Annotated in this window: 13 protein-coding genes; 11 read left to right on the top strand and 2 right to left on the bottom strand. The window is 62.1% G+C overall.

Going from position 1 to position 16,883, the window contains the following annotated elements; genetic code table 11:
* Positions 1-242 precede the first annotated feature (242 nt).
* Together AC1RME_RS25645 and AC1RME_RS25640 are read left to right on the top strand one after the other, a co-directional pair.
* On the top strand, positions 243-1,064 hold the full coding sequence (locus AC1RME_RS25645) for an aldo/keto reductase (RefSeq protein ID WP_493066576.1): 822 nt from the start codon (positions 243-245) through the stop codon (positions 1,062-1,064).
* 29 nt (positions 1,065-1,093) lie between these two features.
* The gene (locus AC1RME_RS25640; RefSeq protein WP_096823054.1) at positions 1,094-1,564 is read left to right on the top strand and encodes a DUF1810 domain-containing protein; all 471 of its coding nucleotides are present in this window, start codon (positions 1,094-1,096) and stop codon (positions 1,562-1,564) included.
* Here AC1RME_RS25640 and AC1RME_RS25635 read toward each other — a convergent pair.
* Positions 1,529-3,889 (bottom strand): DNA polymerase II, encoded by a 2,361-nt coding sequence (locus AC1RME_RS25635; protein WP_493091948.1) that lies wholly within the window; start codon positions 3,887-3,889, stop codon positions 1,529-1,531. The genes AC1RME_RS25640 and AC1RME_RS25635 overlap by 36 nt on opposite strands.
* Before the next feature lie 189 nt (positions 3,890-4,078).
* Here AC1RME_RS25635 and AC1RME_RS25630 point away from each other — a divergent pair, with 189 nt between their 5' ends.
* Positions 4,079-4,519 carry a CBS domain-containing protein gene (locus AC1RME_RS25630; RefSeq protein WP_096823056.1) on the top strand — a complete coding sequence of 147 codons (441 nt, stop codon included), beginning with the start codon at positions 4,079-4,081 and terminating at the stop codon, positions 4,517-4,519.
* A gap of 12 nt (positions 4,520-4,531) precedes the next feature.
* On the opposite strand, the gene AC1RME_RS25625 is transcribed toward AC1RME_RS25630, so the two are convergent.
* A complete protein-coding gene (locus tag AC1RME_RS25625) occupies positions 4,532-5,155 on the bottom strand; it encodes a glutathione S-transferase N-terminal domain-containing protein (protein ID WP_192558495.1) in 624 nt (207 codons plus the stop codon).
* 1,090 nt (positions 5,156-6,245) lie between these two features.
* Here AC1RME_RS25625 and AC1RME_RS25620 point away from each other — a divergent pair.
* From AC1RME_RS25620 to AC1RME_RS25585, 8 genes are all read left to right on the top strand, one after another.
* The gene (locus AC1RME_RS25620; protein ID WP_493091947.1) at positions 6,246-7,061 is read left to right on the top strand and encodes an energy transducer TonB; all 816 of its coding nucleotides are present in this window, start codon (positions 6,246-6,248) and stop codon (positions 7,059-7,061) included.
* A gap of 49 nt (positions 7,062-7,110) precedes the next feature.
* Entirely contained in the window at positions 7,111-7,815 is a 705-nt protein-coding gene (locus AC1RME_RS25615; protein WP_007959058.1) for a MotA/TolQ/ExbB proton channel family protein, read from the top strand.
* Entirely contained in the window at positions 7,815-8,216 is a 402-nt protein-coding gene (locus tag AC1RME_RS25610) for an ExbD/TolR family protein (protein WP_007959059.1), read from the top strand. Before AC1RME_RS25615 ends, AC1RME_RS25610 begins: the two co-directional genes overlap by 1 nt.
* A 208-nt stretch (positions 8,217-8,424) precedes the next feature.
* Positions 8,425-11,130: a TonB-dependent receptor gene (locus tag AC1RME_RS25605; protein ID WP_493073167.1), complete on the top strand. Its 2,706-nt coding sequence runs from the start codon at positions 8,425-8,427 to the stop codon at positions 11,128-11,130.
* Positions 11,131-11,240: 110 nt separating this feature from the next.
* Positions 11,241-13,112, top strand: a complete 1,872-nt coding sequence (locus AC1RME_RS25600; protein ID WP_493091946.1) for an extracellular solute-binding protein — start codon at positions 11,241-11,243, stop codon at positions 13,110-13,112.
* A gap of 1 nt (position 13,113) precedes the next feature.
* Positions 13,114-14,178 (top strand): microcin C ABC transporter permease YejB, encoded by a 1,065-nt coding sequence (locus AC1RME_RS25595; protein ID WP_096823061.1) that lies wholly within the window; start codon positions 13,114-13,116, stop codon positions 14,176-14,178.
* A complete protein-coding gene (locus AC1RME_RS25590) occupies positions 14,178-15,200 on the top strand; it encodes an ABC transporter permease (RefSeq protein ID WP_096823062.1) in 1,023 nt (340 codons plus the stop codon). Before AC1RME_RS25595 ends, AC1RME_RS25590 begins: the two co-directional genes overlap by 1 nt.
* Before the next feature lie 14 nt (positions 15,201-15,214).
* Positions 15,215-16,840, top strand: coding sequence for an ABC transporter ATP-binding protein (locus AC1RME_RS25585; protein WP_493091945.1), 1,626 nt, complete (start codon positions 15,215-15,217; stop codon positions 16,838-16,840).
* The last annotated feature ends 43 nt before the right edge of the window (positions 16,841-16,883 follow it).

Here is a 16,883-nt window from a genome sequence, read left to right as displayed (position 1 = left end):
TGCGCAACTTCTTGCGCACTTGGCTGTAGGCCTTGATCGGCAAGGCCTGTAGCGGTTTTTAACCTGGTTTTATTACGGACAACTGCGCAACTTCTTGCGCAGTTGCGAAACGCCCGTTCAATACATCGGAGCAACAGAACCTCGCCATAAACGCCTCAACGGGCCGACACACCTCATTTGGAACCCATGGGCTATCCTGCTGCCCACTTAAAGGTATCGACCGTTTCAGAAAGGAGGTTTGAATGCGTACCCTCGAATTGGCTGGCGTGCAGGTTCCGGTGATCGGCCAGGGCACCTGGCGCATGGGCGAAGACCGCTCGGCGCACACGCGTGAAGTCGCGGCCCTGCGCAGTGGCATCGAACTGGGCATGACCCTGATCGACACCGCCGAAATGTACGCCGAGGGCGGTGCCGAAACCGTGGTCGGTGAAGCCATCGCCGGCCTGCGCGATCAAGTGTTCCTGGTGAGCAAGGTCTACCCGCACAACGCCAGTCGCAAAGGCATTCCCCAGGCTTGCGAACGCAGTCTGCGTCGGCTCGACACCGATTACATCGACCTCTATCTGCTGCATTGGCGCGGCCAGTATCCGCTGGAAGAAACCGTCGAGGCCTTCGAGCGTCTGCGCGAGGACGGCAAGATCGGCCGCTGGGGCGTGTCGAACTTCGACGTCGGCGATCTTGAAGAACTGTCGAATTCGGCCTGCGCGACCAATCAGGTGCTGTACAACCTGGAAGAGCGCGGCATCGAATTCGACCTGCTGCCGTTGTGTCAGCAACAGCGCATGCCACTGATGGCGTACTGCCCGATCGGCCAGGGCGGCGCGATGCTCGCGGAAACCGTGCTGAAACAGATTGCCGTTCGTCACGGCGTGACCCCGGCACAGGTTTCGCTGGCGTGGATTCTGCGTCAGGATGGGGTGATTGCGATTCCCAAGGCAGTGCGTCCGGAACATGTGCAGCTCAATGCACAAGCGGCGCAGCTACAGCTCGATGCCGGGGATCTGGCGGCGCTGGACCAGGCGTTTCACGCGCCACAACGCAAGCAGCGGCTGGCCATGGTCTGAGCCACCGCCGACGGGCAGAGGGCTTCGCCATGAGAAGCACTGATCAGTACGACCCGTTCAACCTGCAACGATTTGTCCTGGCCCAGGACCCGGTGTTCGAACGGGTGCAACGCGAACTCGACGAGGGCCGCAAGCGCAGCCACTGGATGTGGTTTGTATTTCCGCAGTTCGCCGGGCTCGGGGGCAGCGAGATGTCCCGACGCTTTGCCATCGGCTCGGCCGGGGAAGCCAAGGCTTATCTGGCCCATGAGCTGCTCGGCGCCAGGTTGCGCACGTGCGCGCAACTGGTGCTGAACGTGCAGCAGCGTTCGATTGCCGAGATTTTCGGCCACCCGGACGATCTGAAATTCCACTCATCGATGACCCTGTTCGCCCAGTTCGCCGACGAAAACAGCCTCTGGCATCAAGCGCTGGAGCGTTATTTCCACGGCATTCAGGACGAATGGACCCTGCAACTGCTGGACTCAAAACAAGCCCAGTTGCCCCCCGATCAGGGTTGAGAAATCGTCGTCGACAAACGGCAGAATCGCATCCGCCACCGGTTGCAGCTGGCGGGTGATGTAGTGGTCGTAGTCGATGGCCGCGCGGCGCACTTCCAGCGGTTCGGGGCCGGCCAGGGTGATCACATAGCTGATCCAGCCGCCGTTCTGGTATTGCCGCGGGCGACCGTGCTGCGCGTTGTAGTCGTCGGCCAGCCGTGCGGCGCGCACGTGGGGCGGCACGTTGCGTTCGTAGTCGTCGAGGGTTCGGCGCAGGCGCTTGCGGTAAACCAGTCGCTCGTCGAACTCGCCGGCCAGGGTCTTGCGCACGTATTCGCGCACGTAATCCTGATACGGTTTGCGCTGGAAGATCCGCTCGTACAACTCCTGCTGAAATTGCCGGGCCAGCAGCGACCAGTCGGTGCGCACGGTTTCCAGGCCTTTGTAGACCATTTCTTCTGTGCCGTCGGCGCGGGTCACCAGGCCGGCGTAGCGCTTTTTGCTGCCCTCCTCGGCGCCGCGAATGGTCGGCATCAGGAAGCGTTTGTAGTGGGTTTCAAACTGCAATTCGAGGGCGCTTTCCAGCCCGTACTGCTCACGCACATGCTCGCGCCACCAGTCGTTGACGTACTGCACCAGCGCCCGGCCGATGGTCGCCGCCTCTTCCTGACCGTGGGGGCGACGCAGCCAGACGAACGTCGAGTCGGTGTCGCCATAGATCACCGCATGCCCTTGAGCCTCGATCAACTGCCGGGTGCGCAGCATGATTTCGTGGCCGCGCAGAGTGATCGATGACGCCAGCCGCGTATCGAAAAACCGACAACCGCTGGAACCGAGTACGCCGTAAAAAGCGTTCATGATGATCTTCAACGCCTGGGACAGCGGCGCGTTGTGTTCACGCTTGGCGGTCTCGCGGCCCTCGGCGACCCGGGCGACGATGGACGGCAGGCAATGACGGGTACGGGAGAAACGGGCGCCGCGAAAACCCGGCACCGAATCGCTGTCGTCAGGATGCTGCAAGCCTTCGATCAACCCCACCGGATCAATCAGGAATGTGCGAATGATCGACGGATAAAGACTCTTGTAGTCGAGCACCAGCACCGATTCGTACAGCCCCGGTTGCGAGTCCATGACAAATCCGCCGGGGCTCGCCTGCGGTGGATTGGTGCCAAGGTTCGGCGCCACAAAGCCCTGGCGGTGCATCAACGGCATGTACAAATGAGTGAACGCCGCCACCGAACCGCCGCTGCGATCCGCCGGCAGGCCGGTGACGCTGGCGCGTTCCAGCAAAAACTTCAGCAACTCGGTCTTGGCGAAGATCCGCGTGACCAGTTCGCAGTCCTTGAGGTTGTACTTGGCCAGCGCCGGTTTGTCCTCGGCGAACATGCGGTTGATTTCGTCCATGCGCTGGTACGGGTTGTCGATCGACTTGCCTTCGCCGAGCAAAGTCTGGGCGACGTTTTCCAGGCTGAACGAGGGGAAGCTCCAGGTCGCCGAACGCAGGGATTCGATGCCATCGATGATCAGCCGCCCCGCCGCTGCCGCGAAGTAATGAGTGCGGCTGCCGTGTTCGCGCCACTGCATTTCCTCACCGCCGCGCCCGAGCTTGAGCGGCACACCAAGGCGTCGGGCGTGTTCGTGGAGAATGCGCAGGTCGAACTGCACGAGGTTCCAGCCGATGATTGCGTCGGGATCGTGGCGGGCGAACCAGTCGTTGAGTTTCTTCAGGATCAATGTGCGCGATTCGCAGTACTCAAGGTCGAAGTCGACAATGCTGTCATCGCCATTCGGCGCGCCGAGCATGTACACCTGCCGTTCGCCGCAGCCTTCCAGCGCGATGGAATACAGCTCGCCCTGCTCGGTGGTTTCGATATCCAGCGAAACCAGCCGCAGTGTCGGGCGATAGTCGGGCGAAGGCTTGAGGTGGGCGTCGAGCAGCACACCGTCGGCATCGGGTGTGCCGCTGAACCACACCGGCGCGGTGATGAAACGCTCCATCAGGTAACGCTCGGGCGGTCGCACATCAGCTTCGAAGACATCGACACTGTGACGGTTGAGCGCCGTTTCCAGGCGCATCAACTGGCCGTGTTGCTGGCAATACAGCCCGAGCACCGGGCGATGCTCGAAATCCTGCAGGGCCAGAGGGCGCAGTTCGACGTTCTTTTCGTCCGCCAGCACCCGCTCGGCCTGCTCACGCTGCGCCGCCGGGATGAACGCCACCGACGGCTGATGCGGCAGGCGCACACGGCGCGGCCCGGCGTCGGTCGCCAGCCAGAACTCGACTTCGGTGCCGGCCGGGGTGTCGCGCCAATGCCGGGTCAGGACGAAGCCCTGCTGTAAATCCACCACTGCGACCTCAAGAATTGATTCAGAAAGGCATTCTACGCGGCATTGCAGCAACCGGTGGCACAGGCCTCGCAACGAAAAAACCCGCCAAATGACGTTTTTTGCGTGTTATCTGCCGTTTTGCGGCCTTGCTCTGCGCGCCTGCGTCTACGATGCTTGGAGAACAACGACAACACCTGAGTAACCACCATGAAAACCGTCGCCCAGCTGCTCAAGCTCAAAGATCAGAAAAATCAGGAAGTGCACCAGATCAAACCCGATCACATGGTGCTCGAAGCGCTGATGAAGATGGCCGAGAAAAACGTCGGCGCCTTGCTCGTGGTGGAGGACGATAAAGTGGTGGGCATCATCAGCGAACGCGATTACGCGCGCAAACTGGTGCTGCACGGGCGTTCCTCGGTAGGCACGCCGGTACGCGACATCATGGTCGCAAACGTGATCACGGTGGACACCCACCAGACCGTCGACACTTGCCTGAGCATCATGTCCGACAAACGCCTGCGCCACTTGCCGGTGGTGGAAAACGGCAAGCTGCTGGGCCTGCTGTCGATCGGCGACCTGGTCAAGGAAGCGATTGCCGAACAGGCCGAGCTGATCAAACAGCTGGAGCAGTACATTCGCGGGGAGTGATCGGCCGAAGTCTCAAGAAGGCCAATGTCGCGCAAAGACCGGCGCCAGTACCGGGTGCCGGTCAATGCGTTGCAGCCATGCATAAAACCCCGGCCGGGCCTGGCGCAGGTGTTCGCGGGTGCCGGCCCAGCGCGTCACCACTGCCGCCAATACATCCAGTGCTCCCGGTGTTTCATCGTCCAGGTACAGCTCGGCGGAAAACTGGTCGGCGAACACTTCCCACATCCAGTGCAATCGCTCCCGCGCGCCCGCCATCAGGTTCTGTCGCGATGCTTCGTCCGGCATCACCAGCCAACGCTCGGGGTAATCGATGACACCGATGGCCACGTAGCAATTGTTGACGATGTACACCAGACCGCGAATCGCCTGATCACGATCGGCTGCGTTGGCCGGCAACAAACCGGACGCGGGAAAGCTCAACCCCAGGTGAATCAGGATCGCCGCGCTTTCAGTGAGCGCACTGCCATCGGGTAGTTGCAAAGTCGGAATCTGCTTGAGCGGATTGAGCCTGGCCAGTTCCTGCGCCGCTTCGGCGCTGGCTTCGATGTCGATGAAGCGATAAGCGATCTGGCACAGCTCGAGCGCCGCCTCGATGGCCGCCGCCCCTGAATTGCGATGTCCGTAGAGCTGATACATATCCCCTCCTCCACTGCGAAAGGCATCCTGCCTGGCCCTATTTATAGCTGTTGTATCGAATTTGGCACGGATTGCGCATTCATCGGCAGCTTGCGAATCCCTGATCTCGCAAAACAGCGCTGGCGGTGCCCATCCCGCACCAAGAGCAATCAGCGAACGCTATCCGCGTTCTTGTAAGGTGCGATACCGAACCAAAAGTTCGCGTATCCGAGCTGGCAACAAGGAGTTCACCGCGTGAATCTTCATCTGCTGCGCCACTCTCTTCTCTCCGTACCCCTGTACCTGCGCGGTGTTCGTCCTCCGAACAGTCCGTGCATTCCTTTTATTACCTGAACGCCAGCACTATTTATTTTTTAAATAGCATGCAAGAAGTCATTGCGTGCGCGCTGCATTAATGAACGTCAGAAAATATTGTTCGACAATAACTTCCAGACAGCACACCGCTACAACTTTTACTGTTCGGCGTTAATGTTCGGAGCGCACCAAAACTGCACTTTCAGTCAATACACCGCTCAAGCGGAACGACCGACTTTACTTAAACAAGAACAAGGAACATCGCCTGTGACCCGCTAAAACACTGACCCGCACCAAATTAGTCCGCCACGCACCATCACGCGCCCTGGCTGACACGAGAACAGCCGCTCTATCTCGCTGAACAGCGCGATACCGTGCCCGGCCTGTCTCGCCTTGAAAAAAGCCCTGCAAACAGGGCCTTCGGGAGGTTATGCGCCCATGAAAACCGGCGTGCTTGATGAAACTTATATAAATGCGACATACGTATCAGTCGAGAAATAAACGCTACACAATGGGTCACTCTTTGGCACAGCGGTTGCTATTGCATCAATCATGAGGGCAAGAATGAGACAAGCCACTCAATTGCACACTTACTCATAAAAGAACAGCCACGGACCGGATCAATGAACAATCGAAGTCGATGTTACTGAAGCAATAAGCTGCACAAGCCCTGTTCAATAGATAGTTCAACTATCGGCTTCTGCACACCTGTATGAAAGTTGCGACCACTCACTCGAACAACGCTGTGTTGTTCGAACGGCACCTTATTGCCCTTCATCCACCCGAGGGAGCTTTAATGAACGATGCGGTAAAGCACAAAACGCCGCCGGGGCCATTACGGAACGCACCACTTGCGTCGGTGGCGGGTCGGCCCGTCTATAAGGCCAACACTTCGCAGCCCGGCGCCCTGAACAAACAGCAGATGCTGTTGCTGGTGGCGGTGTCGGCGTTGATACACGGCGGCGCCTGGTGGTTTTTCCAGCAGGCCAGGGCCGAGCCGTTGCCCACGCCACCGGAAATTCCGGAAATGACCGTCGAGCTCACCAGCCCGACACCTCCGGCCCCGCCGACACCGGAGCCGCCGCCCCCACCGCCGCCTCCCGAACCGGAACAACCGGTGGAAGACGAGGACGCGGTCAAGCCACCGCCCAAACCGGTGGAGAAACCCAAGCCGATCGAAAAACAGAAACCGGTCGAGAAACCCAAACCGGTGAAAAAGGTCGAGCCGCCGAAAGCGCCACCCGCCCCTGCGCAACCGGCAGCGCCTGCCGCCCCGGCCACCCCGAGCGCGCCTCCGGCACCTGCGGCGGCACCGGGCCCTGTGAAAGAGTCGGCGGCGATTTCCGGCCTCGCCAGCCTTGGCAACCCGCCGCCGGAATACCCGTCGCTGGCCCTGCGGCGCAACTGGGAAGGCAGCGTGGTGCTGCGGATTCAGGTGCTGGCCAACGGTCGTGCAGGCTCGGTGACGGTGACCAAATCCAGCGGCAAGCCGCAACTGGATGACGCAGCGGTCGCGGCGGTGAAAGCCTGGAAGTTCATCCCGGCCAAGCGCGGCGACACGCCGATCGACGGCTTCGCCACCCAGACCATCGATTTCAAATTGCCGCAATGACGGCGCGACAACCGAACTCACAACCGATTAACGCAAGCGAGGTGTAGCCATGAACGATTCTTTGTCTTCGATGATTGTCCCCGGCGTGCTCTGGGGGCTGGTGCTGTTTTCCGTGGTCAGTTGGGCGATCCTGCTGGTCAAGTCGGCGCAGTACCTGCGCCAGAAAACCCAGAACAGACAGTTCAGCAAAGCCTTCTGGGGCGCGCCGGACCTGCTGACCGCCGCCGAACACGCCAGTCAATATCCGGGCTCGCTGGCGCGGATCGCCAGCAGCGGTTTCGAAGCCCTGCTGGTGGAAGAATCCCCTCGCACCACCCAACAACTGGCGCACACCATCAACCGTTCCGACCGACTGGAGCGCAACCTGCGCCAACAGATCCAGAAGGAACGCCGCTCGCTGGAAAACGGCCAGGCGATCCTCGCCAGCATCGGCAGCACCGCGCCGTTCATTGGCCTGTTCGGTACCGTGTGGGGAATCATGGAAGCCCTGCAAAGCATCGGCGCCAGCGGTTCGGCCAGCCTGGAAACCGTGGCCGGGCCCATCGGCCACGCGCTGATCGCCACCGGTGTGGGCATTGCCGTCGCGGTGCCGGCAGTGCTGATTTACAACTTCTTCCTGCGGCGCCTGAAGCTGGCCTCGGCGGACATGGATGACTTCGCCCACGACTTCGACGCCCTCGCCTCGCGCAGTGCGTTTTCCATCAGCCGCCAGGCCATCGCCAAGTCCACGGCCGCCGTGCGGGAGGCCAGCTGATGTCCTTTTCCACTCAAGACAGCGATGAAGTGCTCAGCGAAATGAACGTCACGCCGCTGGTGGACGTAATGCTCGTGCTGCTGGTGGTGTTCATCGTCACCGCGCCGCTGATGACCAATGCGATCAAGGTCAACCTGCCGAAAACCGACGCCGTCGCCCCCGCCGAAAAGAAAGACCCGGTGGTGGTCAGCGTCGACCAGGACGGCAAGTTCTTCCTGGCCAAGACCGAGCTGGCGCCGGAATCACTGGAAGCCAGCCTCAAGGAGGTCAAGGCCAAGGACGCCGAAGTGCGCGTGCAGCTGCAGGCCGACTCCGCCGTGAATTACGGCCAGGTAGCCAAAGCCATGGCGTCCATCGAGCGCTCGGGCATCACCAAAATATCGGTGATGACCACCCGCTGACGGCGGTGCCGGGCGCGCCGTGAGGGACGCGCCCGGCACCGTTCGTTGAATCCCGTCGCAATCGGCCGACCGAAAAAACGCACCGCGTCTTCGGAGGGGATCGGCTTGCTTGAAGAAAGTGGTTTTCGCGGCGCGGCACCACCGTGCTCCGTGCAAAGAGGGCTCACAAGGCCATTTCGATAAACGTCTAACAAAGTCGGAAACAACCATGCTGATGAACACTCCACGCTTCACGCTCAAACCCTTGGTGGCGACGATTTCCCGCCACCGTTTCGTTCCGTTGTACCTGGTGGCCATGGGGATGGGCGCCGGGGTTCAGGCTGCCGAGGACGACAACAACGTCCCGGCCGCCGCTGCGGTGGTCGCGCCGACCACGCAACTGCAACGGGTCGAAGTGACCGGTTCGGCGATCCGTCGGGTCGATGCGGAAACGGCGGTGCCGATCACCGTGCTCAAAGCCGAGGAACTGCGCAAACAGGGCGTGACCACCACCGCCGAACTGGTGCAGCGCATCACCGGCAGCCAGTCGATCAACAACAGCGCAGGCTCGGTCGGCGCGGCCACCGGCGGCGCATCGTTTGCCGACATGCGCGGCATCGGCGCGAACAAGACGCTGGTGCTGCTCAACGGTCGCCGGCTGGCGAACAACGCCCTGTCGGGCACCAACTCGGCCGGCGGCGCGGTGGATCTGAACATGATCCCGTTTGCCGCGATCGAGCGCGTGGAGGTGCTGCGCGACGGCGCCTCGGCCCTGTACGGCACCGACGCCATCGGCGGCGTGATCAACTTCATCACCAAGAAATCCATGACCGACGGCCAGCTCACCCTCGGCGGCGAAACCCCGACCCACAGCGGCGGCGGTGCGACCAAGGACATGAGCGCCAGTTGGGGTTACGGCGACCTGGAGCAGGACCGCTTCAACGTGCTCGGCGTGTTCAACTACAACAAGCAGCAGAACCTCGACGCAAACGACCGCTCCTTCGCCCGCGACTACGTGCCCGGCCGTGGCCTGGACCAGACCTCCGGCACCGCGTTCCCCGGCAATTACAGCCAGAACGGCAATGCCACCAACCCGCTGGCCAACAGCAATTGCAACGGCCCCAACCTCGTGGCCCGTGACGGCCTCTGCCGCTTCAGCACCCGCGAATACATCGACCTGGTGCCGCAGACCGAGAAGACCTCGTTCTTCGGCAAGACCACCGGCAAACTGGCCGACGATCACAACGTCAACCTCGAATACTTCTGGTCGCGCAACAACAACGCCACCGCTGTCGGCCCGGCGCCATTGACCGGCCTGAGCCTGGATTCGTCCTCGCCCTACTACCCCGGCAACGGCATCACCCCGGCGCCCACCGGCTTCGCCCTCGACCCGACGCAACCGGTGGATGTGAACTGGCGCGAAACCGCCGCTGGTCCGCGCGAATCGAAAGACCAGAACACCAGCCAGCGCTTTTTGCTGAGCTTCGACGGTCTGGTCGGCGGCTGGGACTACAACGTCGGCGCCTCGTACAACCAGAACAAGATCGTCTCCAGCGTCACCAGCGGCTATGTCAGCGATCAAGCGATGATCAGCGGTCTGGCCAGCGGTCTGCTCAACCCGTTCGGGCCGCAGAGCAGCGCCGGTCAGCAGTACATCGATCAGGCCATGTACCACGGCGCCTATTCCACGGCGGTCGGTCGGGTCGCCGGTTTCGACGGGCGGATCAGCCGCGAAATCGGTGACTGGTTCGGTGCCGGCCCGTCGGGTCTGGCGCTGGGCGGCGAGTACCGCAAAGAGAAATTCCACCAGGACTTCGAGCCGTTCGCCGGCGACATCCAGAGCCTGGGCATCGACCCGGCCGGCAGCGTCGAGGGCGACCGCAGCGTAAAAGCCGCCTACGCGGAAATCAACGTGCCGGTGCTCGACAGCCTGGAACTGTCCGCCGCCGTACGTCACGACAAATACAGCGACTTCGGCAGCACCACCAACCCGAAATATTCGTTCCGCTATCAGCCGCTCAAGGAGCTGGTAGTACGCGGCGCCTACAGCGAAGGTTTCCGCGCGCCGTCGCTGTATGAGTTGTATTCGCCGCGCAGCATCACCTACACCCAGGGCTACTACAACGACCCGGTGCTGTGTACCGGCGGTGTCGTGCAACCGGGCGGCAACGGCGGGCGCGATTGCGGTCAGCAGTTCCTCAACCAGATCGGCGGCAACGAAGACCTGGCCCCGGAGAAAGCCCGCAACGTGACGCTGGGCTTCGTCTATCAGCCGGTCAGCAATCTGTCCGTGGGCCTGGATTTCTGGTGGATTCACATCTCCAACCAGATCCAGCCGTTCCCGGAATCCACCGTGTTCGATCAGGCAGGCAGCTACCCCGACCGCTTCGTGCGCAACGCCGACGGCACGCTCAATTACATCGTCACCGGCAACGCCAACCTCGGCATCGTCGAAACCAACGGCGTCGATGTGTCGCTGGACTATCGCTTCCCGAACACGCCGTACGGTCAATTCGGTCTGGGCCTGCAAGGCACCTATGTCGACGAGTACGACTTTCAGAGCACCATCAAGGGCCCGTTCACCGACAAGGTCGGCGACTTCAAGGGCGACGGTGTGATTGCCCGCTGGAAACACAACCTGACCGGTTCCTGGACCTTCGGCGCGGCCCGTGCGGCGCTGACCAACCGCTTCACCACCGGCTACAACGACTACGACCGCGAAACCAACGCGCGGGTCGCGTCGTATTCGGTGTGGGACCTGTCGGCCGGTTACACCTTCGACAAGGTGCTGGACGTGGATGCCGGGGTGAAGAACCTGTTCGACCGCGATCCGCCGTTCTCCAACCAGGCCTACAACTTCCAGAGCGGCTATGACCCGCGCTACACCGATCCGCTGGGCCGCACGCTGTTTGCGCGCATGACGTACCACTTCTGAGTCACGGTCGGGGCCGAGCAAGACTCCGGCCGGCCCCCTCCCCTTGCGAATTCGCATCCCGCAGCGGCCAGCCGCCGCTTCGGGTTTTTCCGGCTCAGAGGAACGACTTCATGACATTCATGCGCAACATGGCCGGCTTGCTGCTCGGCAGCGCGCTGCTGTGCAACGCGGCAGCTGCGCTGGCCGGCGGCAGCTACGCGATGACGGTGTACGGCGAGGCGCCGAAATACCCTGCCGGTTTCCAGCACTTCGACTTCGTCAATCCCGACGCCCCCAAGGGCGGCTCGCTCAGCCGCGCCTCGATGGAAATCGGTCAGTACAACTACATCACCCCGTATGCCGATCAGGGCATTTCCGTGGTGCAGGTCAACGACTGGGTGTATTCGCCGCTGGCGTTCCGTTCGCTGGACGAGCCCTACACCGTCTACGGCCTGGTGGCGCAATCCATGGAGCGCGACCCCGACGGCCTGTGGGTGCGTTTCAACCTGAATCCCGAGGCGCGTTTCGCCGACGGCACACCGATCACCGCCGAGGACGTGCGCTACACCTTCGAGTTGTTGATGACCAAGGGCAGCCTGAGTTATCGCCAGCAATACGCCGACGTGCAGGATGTGCTGATCGAAGGCCCGCGGCAGATTCGCTTCACCTTCAAGAACAACCTCAACCGCACGCTGGCGCTGGATCTGGCGTCGCTGCGACCGGTGCCCGAACACTGGTGGAAGACCCGCGACTTCGCCAACGGCGGCAGCTTCGAACCGCCGCTGGGCAGCGGCCCGTACCGGGTGAGCAAGGTCGATGCGGGGCGCAGCATCAGTTTCCAGCGTGATCCGCACTGGTGGGGCAAGGACCTGCCAGTCAGTCGCGGCATGTACAACTTCGACAGCCTGACCGTGAATTTCTACGGCGACACCGACGTCGCCCGGCAACTGCTGCAGGCCGGCGCGTTCGACTACAACCGCGAGTTTTCCTCGTCTGGCTACGTGGTCGGCTACGACAGTCCGGCCCTGCGCGACGGACGCCTGCAACAGGCGATTCTCGCCCCGGACAAACCGACCAGCGCCCAGGGTTTTGTGTTCAACCTGCAGAACCCGCTGTTCAAGGATCGCCGCGTGCGTCAGGCGCTGAGCCTGCTGTGGGATTTCGAGTGGACCAACAAGCAGATGATGCGCGGCTTCTACGTGCGCCAGAACAGCTACTGGCCGAAGAGTGAAATGGCCGCCACCGCACTTCCCGACGCCGGGGAACTGGCGATCCTCGAATCGCTGCGCGGACATATTCCGGACGAGGCTTTCAGCAGGGTCTATCAGGCGCCTAAAACCGATGGCAGCGGCTACATCCGCGACAAGCAGTTGCAAGCATTAAAGCTGCTGGCCGAAGCCGGATGGACGCCGAAAAACAATCGGCTGGTGAACGCCGCCGGCGAGCCATTCGAATTCACCTTCCTCGACGGCCAGGGCGGTTTCGACCGCATGCTGCTGCCGTACAAACGCACCCTGGCGCAGATCGGCATCACCCTCAATCTGCGACGCATCGATTCGGCGCAGTACGTCAACCGGCTCAACGCCCGGGACTACGACATGATCGTCACCAGTTTCCCGCGCAGCGGCGATCCGATCGTCTCGCCGGGCCGCGAGTTGTACAGCCTGTACGCCTCGCAGAGCGCCACCCAGGTTGGCAGTTCCAATTCCATGGTGCTGACTGATCCGGCAGTGGACCAACTGATCGACGGCCTGGTGCAGGCCAATACCCGCGACGCCATGGTGCGTTACGCCCGCGCCCTCGACCGGGTGCTGCAATGGGGTAACTACATGATTCCCAACTACTACTCCAAAGGCACGCCGACGGTGTATCAGAACCGCTTCGGCATGCCGCCGGTGCAGCCGATCTACAGCGAAGGCCTCGACACCTGGTGGGAGGTCTCGACCAAGCCGCTGACCAACCCGCAAATGAGTGCCTTGCACCAACTCGCGGGGGGCCAGTGACATGTGGCGTTATCTGAGTCGACGTCTGTTGCTGATCATCCCGACGCTGCTGTGCATTCTGGTGGTCAACTTCGTCATCGTGCAGGCCGCGCCCGGCGGCCCGGTGGAACAGGCCATCGCCCGCCTGCAAGGCTTCGGCGGGCACAGCATGGGCGGCGCCAGCGAGGTAACCGCCATCGGCGGTGCCGGGCGCAGCAGCCGTGGCCTGGACCCGGCGCTGATCGAAGAAATCAAACACCACTACGGTTTCGACCGACCGATGCACGAACGCCTGTGGCTGATGCTCAAGAACTACGCGCAACTGGACCTGGGCAGCAGTTTCTTTCGCGGTGCGAAGGTGACGGATCTGATCGTGCAGAAACTACCGGTGTCGCTGTCCCTCGGCCTGTGGGCAACCTTGATCACCTACCTGATCTCGATCCCGCTGGGCATTCGCAAGGCGATCCGAAATGGCAGCGCATTTGATGTCTGGAGTAGCACGGCGATCATCGTCGGCTACGCAATGCCGGCGTTTCTGTTCGCGATCCTGTTGATCGTGGTGTTCGCCGGGGGCAGCTACGTCAACTGGTTTCCGGTGCAGGGGCTGGTCTCGGACAACTTCGACAGTCTGAGCCTGTGGGGCAAGGTCGGCGACTACCTCTGGCACCTGGTGTTGCCGGTGACGGCGCTGGTGATCGGCGGTTTTGCGACGCTGACGATCCTGACCAAGAACAGCTTCCTCAACGAGATCAGCCGCCAGTACGTGATCACCGCGCGCGCCAAGGGGCTGACCGAAAGACGCGTGCTCTACGGCCATGTGTTTCGCAACGCGATGCTGCTGGTGGTGGCCGGTGTGCCGTCGGCATTGATCGAGGTGTTTTTCGCCGGTTCCCTGCTGATCGAAACCATCTTCAACCTCGACGGCCTCGGGCGCATGAGCTACGAAGCGGCGGTGTCGCGGGACTACCCGGTGGTGTTCGGCACGCTGTTCCTGTTCACCCTGTTCGGCCTGTTGATCAAGCTGATCGGCGACCTCTGCTACACCCTGCTCGACCCGCGCATCGACTTTTCGGCGAGGACTGCCTGATGTTCACACTCTCCCCTCTGGGCCGGCGGCGCATCGCGCAATTCAAGGCCAACCGTCGCGGGCGCTGGTCGCTGTGGCTGTTCATCGGGCTGTGCCTGATCTGCCTCGGCGGCGAACTGATCGCCAACGACAAGCCGCTGGTAATCCGCTACCACAACGCCTTTTACTTCCCGATCCTCAGCGATTATCAGGAAACCGATTTCGGCGGCGAACTGCCGTTCCAGCCGGATTACGCCAGCAATTACGTACACAGGCTGATCGAGGATCAGGGCGGCTGGATGCTGTTCCCGCCGATCCCGTTCAGCTACGACACGGTCAATTACGACCTCACGGAACCGGCGCCGAGCCCGCCGTCCTCCAGCAACTGGCTGGGCACCGACGATCAGGCGCGGGACGTGTTGGCGCGGGTGATCTTCGGCACGCGGATTTCGATTCTGTTTGCGCTGATCCTCACCGCCGTCAGTGCGCTGGTCGGCATCGTCGCCGGGGCGTTGCAGGGTTACTACGGCGGCTGGGTCGACTTGCTCGGGCAACGGGTGCTGGAGATCTGGTCGGGGCTGCCGGTGTTGTACTTGCTGATCATTTTGTCCGGGTTCGTCTCGCCGAGTTTCTGGTGGCTGCTGGGGATCATGGCGCTGTTTTCCTGGCTGGCACTGGTGGACGTGGTGCGCGCCGAGTTCCTGCGCGGGCGCAGCCTGGAATACGTCAAGGCTGCGCGGGCGTTGGGTCTGACGGACAGCGAACTGATGCGCCGGCACATTCTGCCCAACGCCATGACCTCCACCCTCACCTACTTGCCGTTCATTCTGACCGGCGCCATCGCCACCCTCACCGCACTGGACTTTCTCGGCTTCGGCATGCCCGCCGGCACCGCGTCGCTGGGGGAACTGATCGGCCAGGCCAAGCGCAATCTGCAAGCGCCGTGGCTGGGGCTGACGGCGTTTTTCGCCCTGGCGCTGATTCTGTCCTTGCTGGTGTTTATCGGCGAAGCCTGCCGTGACGCGTTCGATCCGCGATCCTGATCCCCGGAGCTGAAATGACCGATAACCTGATTGAAATCCGCGACCTGCGCGTCGCCTTCGCCGGGCATGAAGTGGTGCACGGCGTAAACCTCGACATCCGCCGTGGCGAGTGCCTGGCACTGGTCGGCGAATCCGGCTCGGGCAAGTCGGTGACGGCGCACTCGATTCTGCGTTTGCTGCCAGGCAAAACCGTCAGCAGCACGGGCAGCATCCGCTACAACGGCGTGGACTTGCTGCACGCCAGCGAAAAACAACTGCGCGGCTTGCGCGGCAACCGCATCGCGATGATTTTCCAGGAGCCGATGACTTCGCTGAACCCGCTGCACACGGTGGAAAAACAGATCAGCGAAGTGCTGGAGATCCACAAGGGGCTCAAGGGTCGCGCCGCTCGCCAGCGCACGCTGGAGCTGCTGGAACTGGTGGGCATTCGCCAACCGTTGCAACGGTTGAAGGCCTATCCGCACCAGCTCTCCGGCGGCCAGCGGCAACGAGTGATGATCGCCATGGCGCTGGCCAACGAACCCGAATTGCTGATCGCCGATGAGCCGACCACAGCGCTGGACGTGACCGTGCAGCAGAAGATTCTGGAGCTGTTGATCGAGTTGCAGCAACGCCTCGGCATGTCGCTGCTGCTGATCAGTCATGACCTCAATCTGGTGCGGCGCATCGCCCAACGGGTGTGCGTGATGCGCCACGGGGAAATCGTCGAACAGGCCGAGTGCGAAACGCTGTTCCACACCCCGCAGCATCCTTACAGCCGCCTGCTGATCGAGGCGGAACCATCCGGCGCGCCGGTGCCGAGCCGCTACGATCACAACCTGCTGGAGGTGGACGATCTGAAAGTCTGGTTCCCGCTGCCCAAGGCGCTGTTCAGCCGCACCCAGGAATACATCAAGGCGGTAGACGGCGTGAGTTTTCGTCTGCAACGGGGCAAGACCCTGGGCATAGTCGGCGAGTCCGGCTCGGGCAAGTCGACGCTGGGCCAGGCGATTCTGCGGCTGGTGGAATCCGAGGGCGATATTCGGTTCGGCAACAAGCAATTGAGCCTGCTCAATCAGCGTTTGATGCGCCCTTTTCGCCGGCAGATCCAGGTGGTGTTCCAGGACCCGTTCGGCAGCCTCAGCCCACGGATGTCGGTGCAGCAGATCATCGCCGAAGGCCTGCTGACCCACGGCATCGGCACGGCCGAGGAACGTGAGGCAGCGGTGATCCGCGTGCTGGAGGAAGTGGGCCTCGACCCGCAGAGCCGCCATCGCTATCCCCACGAATTCTCCGGCGGCCAGCGCCAGCGCATTTCCATCGCCCGGGCGCTGGTGCTGGAACCGGCGCTGATTCTGCTCGACGAGCCGACCTCGGCGCTGGACCGCACGGTGCAGAAACAGGTGGTGGAATTGCTGCGGCAGTTGCAGATCCGCCATGGCTTGACGTACCTGTTCATCAGCCATGACCTGGCGGTGGTGCATGCGCTGGCGCACGACTTGATGGTGATCAAGGATGGCAAGGTGGTGGAACAGGGAGCGTCGCGCGAGATTTTTGCGGCGCCGCAGCATGCCTATACCCAGGCGTTGCTCAAGGCTTCCGGGCTCGTGCAGGCACGCCAAATTGAGGGATCTGCAACGGCTGCAAAAATTTTCTCATGAGCCCTGCATCCAAACCGCTCCGTCACGGGTAGTCCCTGTAACA

The organism is Pseudomonas sp. GW822-FHT03F08 (assembly GCF_058801265.1).
The sequence above is the reverse complement of the archived record's forward strand: the minus strand, read 5'-3'. Positions and strand labels throughout refer to the sequence as shown.